Source organism: Candidatus Binatia bacterium, assembly GCA_036493895.1.
Lineage (GTDB): Bacteria > Desulfobacterota > Binatia > UBA1149 > CAITLU01 > DATNBU01.
On sequence record DASXOZ010000017.1, the window covers coordinates 76,434 to 94,050 of the forward strand.

Consider the following 17,617-nt stretch of genomic DNA (forward strand, 5'->3'; position numbering starts at 1 on the left):
CCGCCTGCTTTGACCTCGCCTCGGGGTGCAAGCATGACTGGCCGAGTCCTCGTCCGCCGGGAATCACCGTGTGAAGGCGATCCGATCCCTCTTGGCGCTGGTGCCCGCGACGGCGGCCGTCGTCCTTCTTGCGTTCGCCGGCCGTGGCGCTGCCGATGAACCCGGCGCATCGGCGACGCCCCTTCGCGACGCGATCGACGCGCACGAAAGGAGCGCATTCGCGGCGGCGATCCTCGGCGGCGCCGACTGGCATGAGGCGGGCCTCGGCGACGCGGACGCGCTCGTGCTCGCCGCCGCTGCCGATTCGCCGGCAGCAGTGCGCTATCTCGTCTCGCGAGGAGTCGCGGTCGATGCACCAGGCACGGGCGGCACGACCGCATTGTTCGCGGCCGCCGCTGCCGGCGCTGTCGATGCCGCGAAAACACTGATCGAGCTCGGCGCCGACCCGGACGCTCGCGTCCAGACGGCGACCGCTCCGTCGTGGACTCCTTTGTTTGCTGCCGTGGACAACGGCCGCGAAGTCGCCGCGGGGCTTCTCCTGGCGGCGCCTCGGCGTGACGGCGACCGCTGTGTCGAGCGCGTGGATGCGATCGACCGCTACGGGCGCACGCCAATGTTCTACGCCGCGCTTTCCGGTCAAAGCCTCCTTGCGATTCTCCTCATCGATCGCGGCGCGGATCTTTCCATTCGCGACCGTGACGGAGCGACGGCTCGAGACCTGGCCGAGGCCGCCGGGCGCAGCGACCTCGTCTCGTTGCTGGATGCCGCGAAGGCGGCGGGCAAAAGCGGACCAGTGCGGTGAAAAGCTGGATGCTCGCCGCGTGGGCCGCGGGTACCGCGCTCTACTGCCTCGCGCTCGATCCGCTGACGCGGCCCCTGATTGCCGACAACCAGCTCTACTTCTACATGGCCGAGCGTGCAGCCTCCGGAGTGCCGCCGCACGTCTCCCACGTTGACTCGAAATCCGACCTCGGCGTGCTGCTGACGGCAGCCGCGATCGATGCAGGACGCGCCGTCGGGATCGACGACGTACCGAGTTCCCGCTTCATCAGCATCGCTTTTACCGCCGCATCGGTGGCGCTCATTGCCGAGCTGGGCTGCACGCTGGGCGGCAGCGTCGTCGCCGGCCACGCGGCGGCGATGTCGCTTCTTGCCGTCCGGGCCTTCACCGAACACACGGCGGCCGGCAACAACGTCAAGATCTTCGTGGTCACGTTCCTGCTGCTCGCGCATGTCGCGATGACGAGAATCCGCCGCGGCACGGCCTGGTCGCGAAACGAGATCGTCGCGGGCCTGGCCGCCGGTGCCGCGTTCGCGTGCTGGCAGCCGGTGCTGCTCGTAGTGGCTGCCGTCGTGCTCGAAGGCCTGGTCGGTCGTGGCGGAGGGCCGGCCAGGGCCGTGCGAATCGCAATTGCCGCCGCCGTGCCGACCGTGCTGTGCGAATCGTACTTCGCATGGCACGGGGTGCTCGCGCAGCAGATTTACCAGGTGCTCGTACTTCCGCTGGCCAGCGTGCACCCGCCCACCAGGCTGCTCGAGTCGCTGAGATTCGTGCTCACCGAAGCCGATCCCGACGAGCATCGAATCGTTCCGGCGGCGGCCGCGCTGTTTGCGATCGTGCTCGCCGTTCGGGCGCTGCGTTCGCCGCGAAATGCTTTGGCAACTTTGCGGAGCACGCCGGGAGCGCTTTCGGTGCTCGCCGGGGGAGCGGGCGCGACGCTGTTCACGCTGTACGATCACCAGGGCGTGCCCGACCTGTTTTTCCCTGATCCGTACTTCGCCCTTGCGACGGGTGCGCTCGTTGCTCGAATCGCAGGCGCAAAGAAAGGAGGGGGAGGCGAGAGCATCGCGGGCGCGGCGCGAACATGGATCGTCGTTGCGTCCGTCGCCGTCGCGCTGGTGCTGCAGATCCGCTACGACGCCGCGCACCGGCGGCCGCCCGCGTACACGTGGCAGGACCAGCGCCGGATCGCCGATGTGGTGCGCATCTGGCACGAGCAGTACGGCAGCGTCTGGGCGTACGGCGCCGTGCATCTTCTCGGCCTCGCGCACCTCGACAACCATGTGCCGTACGGGCTGTTCTACGACGACATCCGCGCGGAGACCCCGTTCGAAACGTACCGTCCCGTCGCGCGAGGCCTCATGCCGGAGATCATCGTGCACACGCGCGGCGCGTTGCCGGGTGGCAACGGGTATCTCGCGGACGGGTACGTCGACATCACGCCGCCGGCGTTTGCCGAGCAGCTGGTGATGGTGTGGCGACGCGTTGCGCCACAGGCCGCTCAGGCCGACGACTGGCGGCGGCTGGGACCTCCTGCGGAGCTTTCGCCGCCGACACCGCTGATTCGCGGCGGGGCGGACTGGGAAAGACCGCAACTTCCGGCAAGATTGCGCCAGCTCCCGGTCAAAAGCCCGGCTCCGCCGCGAACCCCCCTGACAAAGCGACAGGAATCGCTACACTGAAACCAGTGCCCTGGAAGACTTCTACCGTTGCAGCCGCCGCCGTGGCCGCGTCGCTGGCCCTCGCCGTGAAGACCGCCTCGGCCGCGGGCGAACCTTTCGGCTCTTTTGCCGGAGGCACCCTGTCGTCCGGCCACACCGTCACTCGCGGGCCGAAAGTCATCAACGTGCGCCCCGAAGACTACGGCGACAACAACGCATCGATCCATCAGACCGCCGACCGCGACACGCTGCTTCGCGAATTCCCCGACGACCTCGTCGAGCGGATGTGGATCCAGGACTGGCAGGATCTCGAGCGCGCCTACCAGGTCGGTCGCCTCGTCGACGTGCCGTCGGACCCGGTGGGTCGCGGCATTGTGCTTCGTCTCGAAGGTGCCTCGCGCATCGGCGAGCTCGAAGAGGACGCGTATCGCCAGACGCTGCTGTGCCGCCTGACCAAGCCTGCTGCCGGTCTTCTCTACCGCGTCGCCGCACGCATGCGGCTGATCGAGGGCCAGGCGTACCAGCCTCTGGAGATCACGAGCCTGGTGCGTACGTGGGAATACCAGCTGCGACTGGCCGACGTGAATCCGAATGCCGACAAGACGCGCGAAGGCGTGCCGCCTACGCACGTCCTCGGCGTTGCGTTCGACATCGCGCGCTCGCAGATGCCGCTGGAGCGCCAGGAGCGGATGGAATTCCTGCTCGACCAGATGGCCCGCAACGGAGAGCTCGCGTACTACAAGGAAGGCTCGAGCAACGGCCTGATGCACTACCACGTGATCGCGCTGCCGAGCGCCGAGCTCGCGCTCACGCACGAGTTCGAGCACCAGACCGTAGCGGCGCAGCGCCAGAGCGACGCGATGGAGCGTCATCATTATCTTCCGGAAGCGCCGTGCGTGACCTTCGGGAGCTCGATGGAGCCGTTCAGCGCGATCTGCAGCTGCGAGCTTCCGCTGGAAGCGTCCGCTGCGTCGGCAGCCTTCGAGGCGCCGACCTCGCACTGAAGCGCAACGCTCTTGCGCTTCGTCATCAGCCTCCTGGCGCTTCGAGCCGGCCGCATCGGCGGCACGGAGAACTGGCTTCGCAGCCTGCTCGCCGCCCTTCCGGGGCAGATGGGCGGCGACGAAGTCGTCGTCGTCATCGGGCGCGATACTGCGCAATCCGTGCAGACGCCGGGGCTGGAGCGGGTAATCGTCGACGCCGGCGACGGGGCTCTCGTCGCACGGCGCGCGGCCGAAGCGTTCAGTTCCTGGCAGGACCGCGCTCTCGAAAAGGTGTTCGGCGATCTGCGTCCGGACGCCGTCCTGTTTCCGCAGATCTCGCTGTTTCCGAAGATGGTGTCGGCTCCTGCGGTCGCGACGGTCGGCGACGTGCAGCACCTCGCGAGCCCGCGCAGCATCCGCTTCGCCGATCGCGTTTTTCGTCGCGCGATCTATCCGTACAGCCTCTCGAAAGCGGCCAGCGTGATCGCGTTGTCCGAGACGACTCGCGACGACCTGGTCTCTCTCGCGGGCCTGGCGCATGAAAAGGTGTGCGTGATCCGGCCGGGCTGTCCGCCTGCTCGCGATCGCGGCACGATCGCGTTGCCGCCGGTGTCCGGTCCGTACCTGTACTACCCGGCCGTTACGCATCCGCACAAGGGCCACGTCGAGCTGCTCGATGCGTTCTCGTACCTGGTGATCGCGCGCGGGCCGCTGCGCCTCGTGCTGACCGGCCAGAAGACGTCGCACTGGCGGCGCATTCGCGCGCACGCGAAGATGCTCGGCATCGCACACCGCGTGCTGCATCTCGGGTACGTGACGGACGACGTCGTCGATTCCCTTTACGCGCACGCCGCCGCGGTGGTGTTCCCGTCACGCTTCGAAGGGTTCGGGCTGCCGCTCATCGAAGCGGCTTCGCTCGGAGCGCGCGTCGTCGCGTCCGACCTGGCGGTGTTCGACGAGAACGGCACCGAGGGCGTGCAGCGCATCGATTTCCGCGAGCCCGAGCAGCTTCGTGCGGCGTTGGCCTCGACGACGCGCGCGCGCATTGCCCCCGGCGCCTGGACCCGCGCCGACGAGGCCCGCGCCACGCTCGCGGCGCTACGCCAGGCGGCGAGCCGGTGACCGGTGGCGATTGTACCGCAAAGGCGGGGCCGTTAGGGTCCCCCTCCGGAAAAGTTCCCGCCAAGCTTCCCGAAAGGCGAGGTCGCACAGTCAGATGAGCATGAACGTTCGCGAAGGTTTCGTCGGTGCCATCGGCAATACGCCGCTGCTGCGCCTGAAGGGTCCGTCCGAGGCCACCGGCTGCGAGATCCTCGGCAAGGCCGAGTTCCTCAACCCCGGCGGCTCCATCAAGGACCGCACGGCGTGGTTCATGGTCGAGGATTTCGAAAAGCGCGGCCTGCTCGAGCCCGGCGGCGTGATCGTCGAAGGCACGGCGGGCAACACCGGGATCGGCCTGTCGCTGGTGGCCGCCGCGCGGGGCTACCGCGCCGTCATCGTGATGCCGGAGACCCAGAGCAACGAGAAGAAGGAAACGCTGCGCCTGTTCGGCGCCGACCTTCGCCTCGTCAAAGCGGTGCCGTACAAGGATCCCGGCAACTACGTGCACGTCTCCGAGCGCCTGGCCGCGGAAATGGCGAAAACCGAGCCGCACGGCGCCGTCTGGGCCCAGCAGTTCGACAACACGGCCAATCGCGAAGGCCATTGCCGCCAGACCGGACGCGAGATCTGGGAGCAGACGTCGGGGCGCATCGACGGTTTCGTCTCCGCGATCGGCACCGGAGGCACCCTTGCCGGCGTCGCGACTTTCCTCAAGGAGAAGAAGCCGGACGTGAAGATCGCGCTGGCCGACCCTCTCGGAGCTGCGATGTACGCGTGGTTCACGCGCGGAGTGCTCGAGTCGAGCGGCTCGTCGATCACCGAGGGAATCGGGCAGGGCAGGGTAACCCGCAACATCGAGGGCGCGCCTGTGGACCTGGCCTTCCAGATTCCGGACGACGAGATGCTCACCGTGGTGTTCTCGCTGCTTCGCGACGAAGGCCTGTGTGTCGGCGGCTCGACCGGCATCAACGTCGCCGGCGCGATCCGCCTGGCGCGGGACCTCGGCCCCGGCCACACGATCGTCACGATCCTCGCCGACGGCGGGCAACGCTACCAGAGCAAGATGTTCAACGCCGAGTTCCTGCGCTCCAAGGGTCTGCCGGCGCCGGCGTGGCTGGACACCATGGAATCCGCAGCGGGCGGGGCGGGCTGATCGAAAAAAGGGCCGACTCCGCGTGAGCGGAGCCGGCCCTTTGTTTCCTCAGCGATCTCCGATCGCTGCCGGCGGTCCGGCTACGGAGCCGGGCAGTTCACCCACGAGCAGGCGCCGTTCGTGCAGTCGGCGTTGGACGTGCACACCGAGCCTGCGTCGCTTCCGTCGAAGCATCGGCCGTTGGCCGAGCCGCACGGACACGATTCCGGGGCGCACGTGACGGTGTTGTTGTCGGCGAACGGTGCATTGGTCGTATCTGCGTCGAGCTGGCAGCTGCCACCGGGGCAGTCCACGTTGCTCGTATTGCAGGTTCCACCACCCGGGCACTCGCTGGTGTTCAGGCAGTCCCCGGTATCGTTGGTGCCGCCCGAGCACTTCTTGGAGCAGTGCAGGCCGGCGTTGGTGCCACCCTGGCAGGAGTCGGTCAGCGAGCAATCGCCGCCCGAGTTCTTGCAGTCCGTGTCGACCCAGTTCGAATCGTCCGCGATCATCGAGTTGACCCAGTCCACGAACGTCACCGGCATGTGGTCGGTGCTGCGCGTGCTCTTGGTCTCCGTGTAGACCTTGTCCGAGCCGAAGATCGTGTGGCGGGAACCGGCACCCGTGAAGAAGTGGTAGTTGCCGCCGTGCGACACTGCCCGGGTGGAGTTGGCGGCCTTGAACTCGGTCGCACACTGGTTCCAGTCGCACGTCGATTCCCAGAAGTTCGCCCACTTGGGAGCGGCGTTGAGGAGGCCGCCAGCGGGCGTCGGGTCGTGACGCATGACCTGGAAGAACTGCGACTGGCTGCCGCTGCCGCCGTCGTACGAGCTGTCGTAGTTCGCGAAGCGCGCGCCCTGGTATTTGCTCGCCAATCCGTCGATCAGCTGCACGAGCGACAGATTGCTGGCCGGCGGAGCGACGCCGGGCAGGTCGGTCGGGAAGTGCTTGTCGACTCCCCAGTGGTCGATGTAGCTCGCGAGGAACTGTTTGGTGATGACGCCGACGCCTGCATCGCCGAGCACCGAGAAGTCGGAGTTCGGCCAGACGTTCTTCATCAGGTAGTACGAGTTCATCAGCGCACCGTAAGAGCCGGCGCTCGAGCCGGTCACGAAGACGCGGTCCGGATCGAGGAAGTGCTCGCGCGCCCACTTCTCGACGACCTGGGAATTCTGGTGCCCGAAATGGAAGGCGATATGCGGCGGGCTGCCGCCGTAGTTTTGCTGGTTGTCGCCCCAGTGCACGTCGCAGGTGCAGTAGCTGATGAACACGACGCTCCAGTCGTGGAAGGGATTGGCCGGGTTGTCGTAATTGGCGAACCCGGTCGTGCTCAGGTCGGGGTTGTCGCCCGCAGAGACGGTTCGCTTGCAGATGCTGCCCTGCCCCGGGATGGTCTGGATGTTGAAGCAGGAGTCGTAGCTCCAGCACGCGCCGCCGCCCTGGTAGTACATGACGACGTTGTTGCTGGTGCCCTTCTTCGCGAAGTACATGTACGGGTCTCCGTCCACGCACTTAGGAGTCAACTCGTCTTTGCCGTAGGTGACGGTTTCGCAGTCACTGTTCTGCGTGCAGGCGTTCTGGCTGCCGCCGCAGAGGTTGGCGGTGCAGACCGCCGGCGAGATTCCCTGGAACGTCGTCGGATAGTCGGGTGCGTCCGTGGTGTCCTCGACGAGATCGGCCTGCAACTGGTTGGCGGCGGTCACTGCACCGGGGCTGGCCGAACCCAGCTTGTCGGTGCCGGCCGCGTCGAGTGCGGTCGACAGTGTCGCCTTGCCGGGATCCTTGGTCGGGTCCTTGATGTACTTTCCTTCTGCCTTCATCACGGCGGCGATGTAGCTCGTCACGGCGTCGCGGTCCGCAGCAGTGCCCAGGCCGGTGACGGTCGAGTTGACTGAGTCGCTCGCAGCCGTCGACGTCGATGTCGATTCGCTGCAGCTTGTCTGCTTGCTGATGGCTTTCGCTTCGTTCTTGGTCCACGCGCCGTCGAGCTTGGTGAACGCGTCGGCGATCGCAGTGTTTCGCGAGGCCGTATCCGACGGGAACTTGTCCCAGGCCTTGCCGACCGACGAAGCGTACTTGCCGAGCGCGGCCTGTTTCTTGGAGACGCAGCCGTTGCCGGCATAGCCTCCAGCCTGGGCGGCAGTCGCCACCGCCAGGACAACGGCAGTCGCCGCAGCGACAGCCGAGAGTCTGGATGCGAACATCATTTACCTCTCCTCAATGAACGAAAGTTGGGCGGGAGGCGCCGTACAGCCCACTGCTGCACGTCCTCCCCGAGCGCACCCGCACACTTAGTCGCCTCGCATGGGACAAGTCAACGAAATGTCGTGCTGCGTGACGGAATCCGCTTAGCCAGGATTCCTCACGCGATGCGTCATTCGGCATAGCCGAGGGCGCGAAGTCGCTCGGTGGTGGTCTTGTCGGCCGGCGCTGTCGTCGATTCCCCTGCCGTCATCTGCTTCCACGCCGCGATCCCGGACGTCTGGATCTGGTCGAGAGCGGCGGAGATCGCCGCGTCGACGATCTTCTCGGAGAGTCCAGCCTGCGTATCCTCGACGGCGAACTGCGCCGTACCGAGGTCGATGCGCCGAAGCGGAGCAGGCCCCGACGAGGGTACAGGCAGCAGCCGCCCGGCCGAGTAGTCGGCGTCCCTGGTGCACGAGCGCAGCCACAGCGAGGACGGCGTCGCGAATGAACCGCAACCGGCGGCGCGACGCTCACTGCCATTGAGAAGCATTTCTTCTGCGGGAATCGCTCGCGCGGGGGCCTTTCCTCCACGAAGCACGGACGCCAGCGACAGGCCGTGCATCACCAGCGGCGCCGGGTCGATCGATGCGAGAGCGAGCAGCGTCGGCATGACGTCGAGCAGGGCCACCGGCTGCGCGATGCGCGCAGGCGTCGCGCCGGGTGCGCGCATCAGCAGCGGCACGCGCGCAACTTCGACGTACGCCGGAAAATGGTGGCGCCACATGCCGCCGTGCTCGCCGAGAAACTCTCCGTGGTCCGCAAGCACCGCAAGCACCGAGCGGTCGAGATCGCCGAGCGCCGCCAGGCGGTCGAGCAGCGTGCCGAGAGCGAGGTCGTTCGTCGCGACTTCGGCGTCGTAGAGCGCGCGGCGCGCACTCGCACGCGGATGCTCGATCCAGTCGGCATCGATCGAGCGATCGCGCAGGAGCTCCGGCTCCTGGCCCGCATCGGGCAGGGCAGGGCGCGGTTGCGGATCGTAAGGCCCGTGCGGATCGAGAAAATGCACGTAGGCAAAATACGGGCGCCCCCGCTGCTTCGTGATCCAGCGATCGAGCGGTGATCCAGCCGCGACGAGGTCGGCCGGGCGCGCGTCGCTCCTTTCGTCGTCGAACACGACGTCGAATCCCTGGGCGAGCCCGGCGTAGCGCCCGGCGTTGCCGTTCTGGATGAACGACGCCGTTGCGAAACCGCAGGCCCTCAGCGCTTCGGCCAGCGTCACGTAACGATCCGAAAGCGAGTCCGAGAAGTCCCAGGCGCCGGTGGCGCTCGGAAGAAGCGACGTCATCAGCGACGGAACCGACGATCGGGTCTGGGTCGCCTGCGCGAAGGCCCGTTCGAAGACGACGCCGGCGGCGGCAACCCGCTGGTGCGCCGGCGAGGCGACGGGTCCGCCGTACACCGACAGGCGGTCGGCGCGCAGCGCGTCTTCGAGAACGACGAGCACCGGCTCGGTTTTGACGTCGCCGAGGCGCGGGCGCACCAGCGGCGAGCTCCACAGCCCGACCGCAGCCGGGCTGCCGCGAACCGACAGCGTGATCCGTGCCCGCTTTCCGGCCCAGCCGCCGAGATCCAGCGCGACGTCCTGCCACGGACCCTCGTGCACGAGGCGCTTGAGCAGCACGTTCTTCGAATCCGGCGGTCCGGGCGCTGCATCACTGGCACTGCGCTCTGTCGGGACGGTCGCTGCAGAGGCGGTGCTCGCAACCTCTTCGATTGCGACCTCGAACTCGACGGCGGCGTCCTGCCCGACCACACCGAGGCCGGTCTCCAGCACCGGCTGCGTCGCGGGAACGTCGACGTCGAACGCCAGGCCTGTAGCCGGTCTCGAGAAAAGCACGCTGCGGAGCTCGCCTTCGCGCTCTTCGCTTCGCGTGCCGAACGCGGCGGCGCCGAAACGCCCGGCGTGGCCGAGCACGCGGAAGCCTGCCACGACGACTTTCGCGTCGCTTCGCGAAGCGACGAAGAATCGCCTCACCGACGCGTTCGCTGCCAGGCCTCGCGCGAGCGCGCTGCCCGCGTCGATCGTGTACGTGTGCATGCGGCCGTCGCCGGACAGCTCGATGCGAGAGTTGTTGCGTCGCAGGCGCGGGGCATCGGCTGCCTCGCTCCAGCCGACGAGGATCTGTCCGGGTGCCGTCGTCGTCGCGTCGATCTCGATCGTGCCGACCTCACCGCGCGCCACCGCAATCGCGGTCGTCGTTCGCACTTGTCCTTTTTCCAGTACGAGACCGTCGCCGTTGCAGGACGCGATGGTTTGCTTGTCGACGCCTTCGACGGCTCGGCACGGCGCCGCGCCGTCCTTGATCGAAAAGTCGAGAGTGACCAGGCGCTGCGCGGGCGCGGGCGACGCTTTGCCCGAGACGGCAACCGGCACGATTTCGTCCAGGCGCGTCACGTGGCGTGCCGCGCAAGAGCGACGAATGGCATCGAGGACGCCGTGCTCGAATCCGGTGCCGGCGCGGCGGGAAAGCTCATGATTGCGCGCGACGATGCGGTCGGCTTCGGCGCGAATCGCGACGGCGTCCGAAAGCTGCGCTGCCGCCGGCGACGGCAGCAGGACAGCGAGCGCAGCCAGCGCGAGAACGGCAATCAGGGGCGCAGCAATCCTGGAGTAGCCCGCACCAACGGGGGCGTGCGTCACTGCGCGCGAGCCGGGATCCGCGCCCGATCCGGCGAACGCGACCGGCCTTCGCGCTTTGTTCGCAAGCCCGCGAGGCGCCTGCGCAGTTCCCGGACCCGGCGCGCAAGCGTGTTTTGACGCGGATCTCATCGAATTCGCCGCAGAATGCGCAACCGGAGAAAACGTTGCCTCAGGTCGAATCCGTTTGCTCGCCGCGCGACTGCCATTGCATCATGCCCCCCCGTGAGAGCTACCCCCGGACTTCTGGATCCGCCGTCCGACGACGAGTTGTTCTCGCTTGCCGGATTCCTCGTCGAAAGGCCGTGCGGGCGGCCCGCTCTCGGCATAGAGCAGCTTCACGGGTTCCTGACGGCGCTCCATTGCGTTCCCGGTTCGATGGAGCCGCGCAACTGGCTTCCGGTCGTCTTCGGCGGCGACATCGAGCGGGCCCGGGGAAAGACCGGCGGCGCGATGATCGCGGTCGCGATGCGCATGAGCAACGAGATCGCCCGTTCCCTGTTCGATACGACCAATCAGGAGCGTTACGAGCCGCTGGTCGCCTTTCCCGGCACCTGCCAGCAGGTCTCGGCGCGTGCGTGGTGCGACGGGTTCCTCGTCGGGCTCGACCTGAAGTCGCGGGCGTGGGTGGAGCACGTCGAAGAAGACGCGGCAATGCGCCGCGTTCTTTGTCCCATCATTGCGCTGTCGACGCGATTCGGCGCGGTGCTCGAGTCGGCCGGTCGCCGCCTCGAGGACGACGCGGACGAAGAAGAGCTCGAATCCATGCTGCCGGCCGCCGTGCTGGCTGCCTACAACTGGTGGAGGCTCGGATCGCGGCCGAACGGCCTCAGCGCTGCGAGCGAAATCACCAGCGCCATCATCTGACCTTCGATCGCAAGCACGCCTGAGAACTGCGATCCGGCCGACGAGCACGCCGCCGACCACGCGAGCTGTGCGACCAGCGCCCATATCCAGCCGCAGCGCAGCGCAATCGCCCCGAGCGCCAGCGAAGCCGGCAGCACCATCCACGGTGTCGTCGGGCTCATCGCGATGCACCAGAGCACGGACGCGGCGATCCAGCCGAGCCTGTTCTGCACGATGCTGCGGAACAGGACGACCTGCCCGAACACCGCAACCAGCGCGGCCACGGCCTGGCCGGGCGATGCGAACATCGCGCTTGGCACCGCGCCTTCGCGAAGGCGCTCGAGCATCGTGACGATCGCGGGGTTGGCGGTGCCGGTCTGGGCCGCAGGGATTGCGCCGGCCACGGCAAGAGCCGTGGAAACGGCGATCGTCACGGCCAACGCGACGACGGCGCTCACGCGCGTCGGCCGGACCAACGTCGCAGAGTACCCCGGCGTTTCCCTTGCCAGCGCAATGATCGCGCAGGCAAGCAGCGCGACGCCGCCGACGAGCATCGAGCGGTCGATCGGCGTGACCATGTCGGAGGTGGAACCCGATGGTCCGGCGCTCCACACCGCGGGCCCGGCCACTGTAAGCCACCACAGCAGCACGGCGACGCCGGAGAGTCCGACCGCTCCCCAGCGCGTCGGTGCAGCGGTATCGATGCGGTCGAGGTCGGCGCCGGTGCGGATGAGGATCGCAACGATGAACGCGGCGCTGCCGACCGCGGCCGCTGCAAGCTGACCTCCTGTCGGGAAAAGGTCGGCAGCAACCAGCAGCGGGCCGCCGAGCGGAACCGCAGCCGCGAGCGTCGGGCTCGACTCGCTGATCACGCGCGCCAGCGCCGCCATTCCTCCGGCTGCGACCGGCAGCACGCGCATCGGCGCCGCCGATCCGCCGACGACATCGTCGACGAGGCGCACCAGCCACAAGCCGAACGCGACCGACGAACCGATGAACAGCGGAAGCCCGGCCAGCCACCATCCGGGAACCTGCACTCCGCGCCAGATGGCCAGCGCGGCCGCTACCGCCGCTGTCAGCGATGCCGAAAGCGTCCATGCAAGCCATTTGCCGCCGACCAGCTCCCCACGCGTGATCCCGGCCGTCAGCAGCACCTCGAGCGTGCGCCGCGCCCGTTCGCCGGGCAGAGCGTCGGCAAGCGGGCCGGTGAGCAGCGACACCGCAAGGATCGCGATCAGCAGCGAACGGCCGGGCAGGCGACCCGGAATGAGAAAATCGCGCACTTCGAGACGCTTCGGGCCGGCGAGAGTTTCCAGCGCCGAGCGCAGCTCGACCGGAACCTCGGGAGCGACGACGACGAGGGGATTGCTTCCACGAAATTCGAACGGCGCATCGTCACTGTGCTCGAAGCGCCACTCGAGCGACGACGGAATATCGCCGCGTACGTGGATTTTCGGCGGCATCGGCGGCCCGATGAACGAAGGATCGCGCGTATCGGCGCGCACCGGCGGAGGAGTGCCGAGGGCCGGAGGGCGTATGTGGGGAGTGGGGATCAGTCCTGCAGGAAGCAGGAGCGCGCTGGCGACGCCGAGCAGGCGAAGCGCCTGGCGACCCTTCATGTGGCAGCGCATTTCGTAGCGCGCCACCGCGGCGATGCGGCTGGGTCTCGGGATCACCGTCTGCTCACACGCACTCGCGGCGATGGAAATCCGCCGACACCAGCGCCGCGACCGCCAGCGTCACTGGCACCACTGCCCAGGAAGGAGGTGTGCCGGCGAACGCCGATCCCAGAGACACCAGCGGCAGGTAGTGTCCGAAGCCCGGCTGCACGTATCCGAGCGTGATCAGGCCCATGCTCGTGCTGAGAGCCTGGGACAGCGGCGCCGAAAATCCCTTCTGGGACCCTGCCCGCGCCAGCAGCACGACACCGAGTGCGCCGCCGAACAGCGCAGCCATGAAGCCGACGAAGATCCACGTCTGCACGCTGTGAATCGGCATCAGCGCATCGACGACGAAGAGACTGACGACGAGCGCCGGCCCGAGCACCACGGCGAGCGCAACCAGCCGTGCGGCTCCGTGGATCCAGCGCGGAATCGCAAGCGCGAGGTCGGACTCGAGCACGCCGCTGCTGCGATCGCGATACAGCGAGCCGGCGCCGATCACGACGCCGTAAAGCGTGAAGAGAAGCCCGACGATTCCGGCGAGAAGGCCGGTAAACGGCCGCAGCTCGACGCTGTCGCGGCTTCGCTTGACCGGCGGAGGGAGCTGCAGGCGCCAGCGCTCGCCGACGTAGTCGCGAAGCACCGACTCCGCCTTGTACGTCAGCAGCCCGCCCCACGTCGCGCCGAGCACGAGGCGGTCGCCTTCGCGCCAGACGGCGCGCTCGGCGCGGCCGTCTTTCAGCGTTGCGGCCGCATCCGGTGCGACGCGCACTTCGAAGTGTTCGGCGGCCAGAGGCGCGACCAGCGCCGAATCGTCGACATAGATGACGGGATTGTTGCGCCACGCGATCGTCAGCGCAGCAGACGCGAACATCGAAAACGCGGTGAGCACGCCCGGCCACGCAAGCGCGCGGATCACGAGCCCTTCGCGCAGCAGGCGAAGCACGATCGCGGCCGAAAGACCGGCCAGCGCGCGGACATTCGAAGGACGGATGTCGGCGCGGCCGATGCCGAGGCTTGCGCTGCCGCCCGTTGCCTGTTCGCCCGCCATTTCCCCCTCCGCCGCCGGGTCCGCGCTAGGCCGCCGTATCGCGCGTAAGGCTCAGGAAAGCGTCGCCCAGCTCGTCGGTTCCGGTCGAGGTCAGCAGCGTCGCGACCGACCCTTCGGCGACGATGCGGCCTCCCGACATGACTCCGAGGCGAGAGCACAGCGCCTCGACTTCGCCCATGATGTGCGAGGAGACGATGACCGCGCGTCCTTCGCCGGCAAGGCCGCGCACCAGGTCGAGCACGTCGCGGCGGCCGCCGACGTCGAGCCCGTCGGTAGGTTCGTCGAGAAGCAGCAGCGGGGGATCGTGAATCAGCGCGCGCGCGAGCACGACGCGCCGTTTCATTCCCGTCGAGAGCGCGGAGCACGGTGTCGAGGCGTAGCGGACCGCTCCGAGGCGCTCGAGCAGGTCGGCAGCGCGCGAGGCTGCTCCCCGGATCCCCTGGATCTCGCCGAACAGACGCACCGTCTCCAACGGAGTCAGCCTCTCGGGAAGACCGGCTTCGGCCGGGACGTACGCGAGGCGGGAGCGCGCTCCGACCGGGTTGGCGATCGCATCGACCCCGTCGATGTGGATGCGCCCGCGATCGGGGCGAAGAAGCGTCGCCAGCAGGCGGAGCGTCGTCGTCTTGCCGGCGCCGTTCGGACCGAGCAGCCCGTAGATCTCCCCGCATTCGACGGTAAGGTTGAGACCCTGGACGGCATCGACGCGGCCCCTGGATCCGTCGAGGAAAGAGCGCGCCAGATCATCGGTAACGAGCACGGCGCGAGTGTAGCGGGGCGGCAGGGTCCTTCCAATTCGCACAATCGTGCGCACAATCGTGCACGCGACCGCGACCGCGACCGCGACGGGGCACGCGACCGCGAGCGGGCGTGCCGGCGGCGTGTATTCCGCGAAGGCGACAAAGGCCGCCGCTTGCGCCCGGACCGGCTGCTGACATCATGCACGGCGCTGCGGCATTGCGGCGCGGCCGGCCTTTCGGTGCGCTCGTGGTGGCAACTGCAACGTCGCAAGCCTGCCGTTCTGGAGCTTCGTCTGGTGCCCCGCGACGAAATACCTTCATCCGCAATGGAGCGCGCCGCAGCGTTCCTTCGTCGTCACCGTGTTCTGGTCGCGCTGCTCGCGGCCGATATTGCGACGAAGCTCGCGGCGTTCCGGCTGCTGCCCGAGGGAGAGCCGGTGCGGGTGTTGCCGGGCCTCAAGCTGTACCTCGCCGTCAACGAATGGGGTGTCATGGGGGGAGTGCACGGGATCGACAAGGTCACCTCCAATCCGGCGTACACGATGATGCTCGCGCTCGGACTTCTGCTATTTGCGTTCTCGGTCGTTCGCCTGGCTTCCTCGCGACTCGGGTTCGGGGCGCGCGTGGGTGCCGGCACGGCGGTATTCTTCGCGGTCGCATTCTTTGCACAGGCGGTCTCCGCGCCGCTGTCCCATCTTGCGGTGCCGACCGAGCTCATCGTCGCGACGATCCGCTGCGCCGTGCTCGCCGTGACGATTGCGTTCTATGCGGCGTCGCGAGTGCCGCTGGCGCGCGGCGCGTTCACGCTGCTCGCTGCGGGCGCCCTGGCCAATGCGGCGTCGTACGCTTATCCGCCGTTCGCGGTCGTCGACTTCCTGACCATTCCCGTCGAACCGCTGGCTGCGCTGCTCGGGCGCAGCCAGCTGGTCGCCGGCCAGACGAGCGTCGGCGTGATCAATCTTGCCGATCTTTACCTGTTCGGGTTTCCGCTCGCGCTTGCTGCGTGGCCCGCGGCACACCTGATGTCTGCAGGCCGCCGCCGCCGGGTGACGCGCCGCAACGCTGCGCCGGCGTGATCCGCGCCTGGCGCGACAATCCACCCGAATCGAAGCGCCCGGCTCGACGAATCAGCAGAAGGAGCGCGCAGCGCAATCGGGGAGACAGGATGACTCTGCGCTCGGCCGGGTGAAGGATCGGGCGAAAGATCGTACTGGCGGCGCACAACGGGTCGGGATCGGCTAAGGTGAAACCGCCGTGACCACCACCCGTAACCCGCTATGGCCGACACGCCCGCCACAACGGAGGATCCCCGTGGAACGTCGCGAATTCTTTCTTGCCATCTGGATCTTCGTTGCGATGGCGATTTTCGGCGCTGGTTTTGCGCTCTGGTTCGTCGGCCGCTACGCGCCGGGCCAGGCCCCGGTGGTCGGAGACACCCAATCCGGCAGCCCGAACGAGATGAAATCCCCGAGCGACAAGAACCAGTAGCTTGCGCAGGTGCGGGATCAGCGACGGACCCACGGACGTCGGCGCAGTCGCGGGACCGCCGCGCGCGCGATTTCATTCAGCACCCGTGTCAGCGGACGAGGCCCGTCGCCTCCGAGCACCTCGTCGAGCGCGGCCAGTCGGTCCAGGCTCGGTTTCAGCTCGCTTGCGCTGATCGCACCGCCGGCCTCGCGGCAGAAATGCGTGCGGCATCCGAAGGGCCGTCCCTCGTAGACAGTGCAGGTCTTCTGGTCCGAAGCCAGGAACGGACACGCACGGTCATCGCGAGGCGGCGGCATTCGCCGGCCCTGGGAGCGTAGCACCGCGAACAGGTAGTCGGTCTCGGCTCGCGTGACGTACGGCTCGCGCCCCGTTTCGGCGAAGCGGCAGCAGCGCGTCGTGCGCGTGCAGTTGCGCGCGGGCAGCGATGCCTCGGCGTCCGCGTAGATCTTCTCGATGTCTTCGTGGCCTTTCATCGGCCTACCAGAACCAGTGACCGGCGTTCACGTCGAGCGATTGCCCCGTAATCACTCGGGACATGTCCGATGCGAAGAAGACGACGCTCTCGGCGATTTCTTCGGAAGTCGGGATGGTCTTGAGCGCCGTCTGCGCCGCCACGGCGTCGTAGACCTCTTTCGGCGTGATTCCGGCCCGCGTGGCCTCTCCGTCGAAATACGCCTTCAGCGGTGGCCCCCAGATATATCCCGGCATCACCGAATTGACGCGGATGTTGTAGGGGCCGAGCTCGAGCGCGAGCGTCTGCGTCGCGACGTTGAGCGCAGCCTTGGAAGCTGCGTATGCGCCGAACATTTCCATCATCCTGCGCATCGACATGCTGTTGATCATCACGATCGAGCCCGACCGGCGCTCCTTCATCGACGGAATCACAGCCTGGGAGAGCCGAAGCGTGCCGAGCACGTTGATTTCGAACGGGGCGCGCCAGGTATCGAGGTCGATCGTCTCGATGCGCTCGTAGATGCCGGGATGGTACGCATTGTTGACGAGGCAGTCGACGGCGCCGAATTCCGAAAGAGCCTTGTCGACGACGTTGCGGCACGATGCCGGGTCGGAAATGTCGGTCGCCACCGCGATTGCGCGGCCGCCTTTGCTGCGGATCGCCTGTTCGAGATCGCGCAGCTTGTCTTCGCCGCGGGCGGCCAGGACGACGGCCGCGCCTTCGCGGGCGAGCGCAAGGCCGATGGCCTGGCCGAGGCCGGGACCGATTCCGGAGACGATGGCGACCTGGTCTTTGAGCAGCATGGAGTTCTCCTGGCTTCGTAGCTTGGCTTGG

At 67.8% G+C, this 17,617-nt stretch carries 15 protein-coding genes; 8 read left to right on the plus strand and 7 right to left on the minus strand.

All coding sequences use genetic code 11. The features are described from left to right. Window positions 1–70 precede the first annotated feature (70 nt). The 5 genes from VGK20_04620 to VGK20_04640 all read left to right on the plus strand — a co-directional run bounded on the left by VGK20_04620 (window position 71) and on the right by VGK20_04640 (window position 5,679). Window positions 71–802, plus strand: coding sequence for an ankyrin repeat domain-containing protein (locus VGK20_04620; protein ID HEY2773320.1), 732 nt, complete (start codon window positions 71–73; stop codon window positions 800–802). Then, the gene (locus tag VGK20_04625; protein ID HEY2773321.1) at window positions 799–2,463 is read left to right on the plus strand and encodes a hypothetical protein; all 1,665 of its coding nucleotides are present in this window, start codon (window positions 799–801) and stop codon (window positions 2,461–2,463) included. Before VGK20_04620 ends, VGK20_04625 begins: the two co-directional genes overlap by 4 nt. Before the next feature lie 5 nt (window positions 2,464–2,468). Then, on the plus strand, window positions 2,469–3,446 hold the full coding sequence (locus VGK20_04630) for a hypothetical protein (protein ID HEY2773322.1): 978 nt from the start codon (window positions 2,469–2,471) through the stop codon (window positions 3,444–3,446). Between the two features lie 12 nt (window positions 3,447–3,458). Next, on the plus strand, window positions 3,459–4,547 hold the full coding sequence (locus VGK20_04635) for a glycosyltransferase family 1 protein (protein ID HEY2773323.1): 1,089 nt from the start codon (window positions 3,459–3,461) through the stop codon (window positions 4,545–4,547). A gap of 100 nt (window positions 4,548–4,647) precedes the next feature. Next, the gene (locus VGK20_04640) at window positions 4,648–5,679 is read left to right on the plus strand and encodes a cysteine synthase A (GenBank protein ID HEY2773324.1); all 1,032 of its coding nucleotides are present in this window, start codon (window positions 4,648–4,650) and stop codon (window positions 5,677–5,679) included. An 80-nt stretch (window positions 5,680–5,759) separates the two neighbouring features. Here the strand turns inward: VGK20_04640 and VGK20_04645 are convergent, their stop codons facing one another. Next, a complete protein-coding gene (locus VGK20_04645) occupies window positions 5,760–7,862 on the minus strand; it encodes a pectin acetylesterase-family hydrolase (GenBank protein ID HEY2773325.1) in 2,103 nt (700 codons plus the stop codon). 170 nt (window positions 7,863–8,032) lie between these two features. Next, window positions 8,033–10,546 carry a sulfatase gene (locus VGK20_04650; protein HEY2773326.1) on the minus strand — a complete coding sequence of 838 codons (2,514 nt, stop codon included), beginning with the start codon at window positions 10,544–10,546 and terminating at the stop codon, window positions 8,033–8,035. A gap of 222 nt (window positions 10,547–10,768) precedes the next feature. Between VGK20_04650 and VGK20_04655 the strand changes: the two genes are divergently transcribed. After that, on the plus strand, window positions 10,769–11,410 hold the full coding sequence (locus VGK20_04655; protein ID HEY2773327.1) for a YecA family protein: 642 nt from the start codon (window positions 10,769–10,771) through the stop codon (window positions 11,408–11,410). Here the strand turns inward: VGK20_04655 and VGK20_04660 are convergent. From VGK20_04660 to VGK20_04670, 3 genes are read right to left on the minus strand one after another with little or no spacing between them, the layout of a single operon-like run. Continuing rightward, entirely contained in the window at window positions 11,335–13,065 is a 1,731-nt protein-coding gene (locus VGK20_04660) for an ABC transporter permease subunit (GenBank protein ID HEY2773328.1), read from the minus strand. The two genes, VGK20_04655 and VGK20_04660, sit on opposite strands and share 76 nt — an antisense overlap. A 7-nt stretch (window positions 13,066–13,072) precedes the next feature. Continuing rightward, on the minus strand, window positions 13,073–14,101 hold the full coding sequence (locus tag VGK20_04665; protein HEY2773329.1) for a hypothetical protein: 1,029 nt from the start codon (window positions 14,099–14,101) through the stop codon (window positions 13,073–13,075). 25 nt (window positions 14,102–14,126) lie between these two features. Continuing rightward, entirely contained in the window at window positions 14,127–14,861 is a 735-nt protein-coding gene (locus tag VGK20_04670) for an ABC transporter ATP-binding protein (GenBank protein ID HEY2773330.1), read from the minus strand. 306 nt (window positions 14,862–15,167) lie between these two features. Here VGK20_04670 and VGK20_04675 point away from each other — a divergent pair, with 306 nt between their 5' ends. Both VGK20_04675 and VGK20_04680 read left to right on the plus strand, forming a co-directional pair. Then, on the plus strand, window positions 15,168–15,917 hold the full coding sequence (locus VGK20_04675; GenBank protein HEY2773331.1) for a hypothetical protein: 750 nt from the start codon (window positions 15,168–15,170) through the stop codon (window positions 15,915–15,917). 235 nt (window positions 15,918–16,152) lie between these two features. Continuing rightward, window positions 16,153–16,329 carry a hypothetical protein gene (locus VGK20_04680; protein ID HEY2773332.1) on the plus strand — a complete coding sequence of 59 codons (177 nt, stop codon included), beginning with the start codon at window positions 16,153–16,155 and terminating at the stop codon, window positions 16,327–16,329. Between the two features lie 17 nt (window positions 16,330–16,346). Here VGK20_04680 and VGK20_04685 read toward each other — a convergent pair whose 3' ends face one another. Then, entirely contained in the window at window positions 16,347–16,802 is a 456-nt protein-coding gene (locus tag VGK20_04685; GenBank protein ID HEY2773333.1) for a YkgJ family cysteine cluster protein, read from the minus strand. A 4-nt stretch (window positions 16,803–16,806) separates the two neighbouring features. Further along, window positions 16,807–17,586, minus strand: a complete 780-nt coding sequence (locus VGK20_04690; protein ID HEY2773334.1) for an SDR family oxidoreductase — start codon at window positions 17,584–17,586, stop codon at window positions 16,807–16,809. Between the last annotated feature and the right edge of the window lie 31 nt (window positions 17,587–17,617).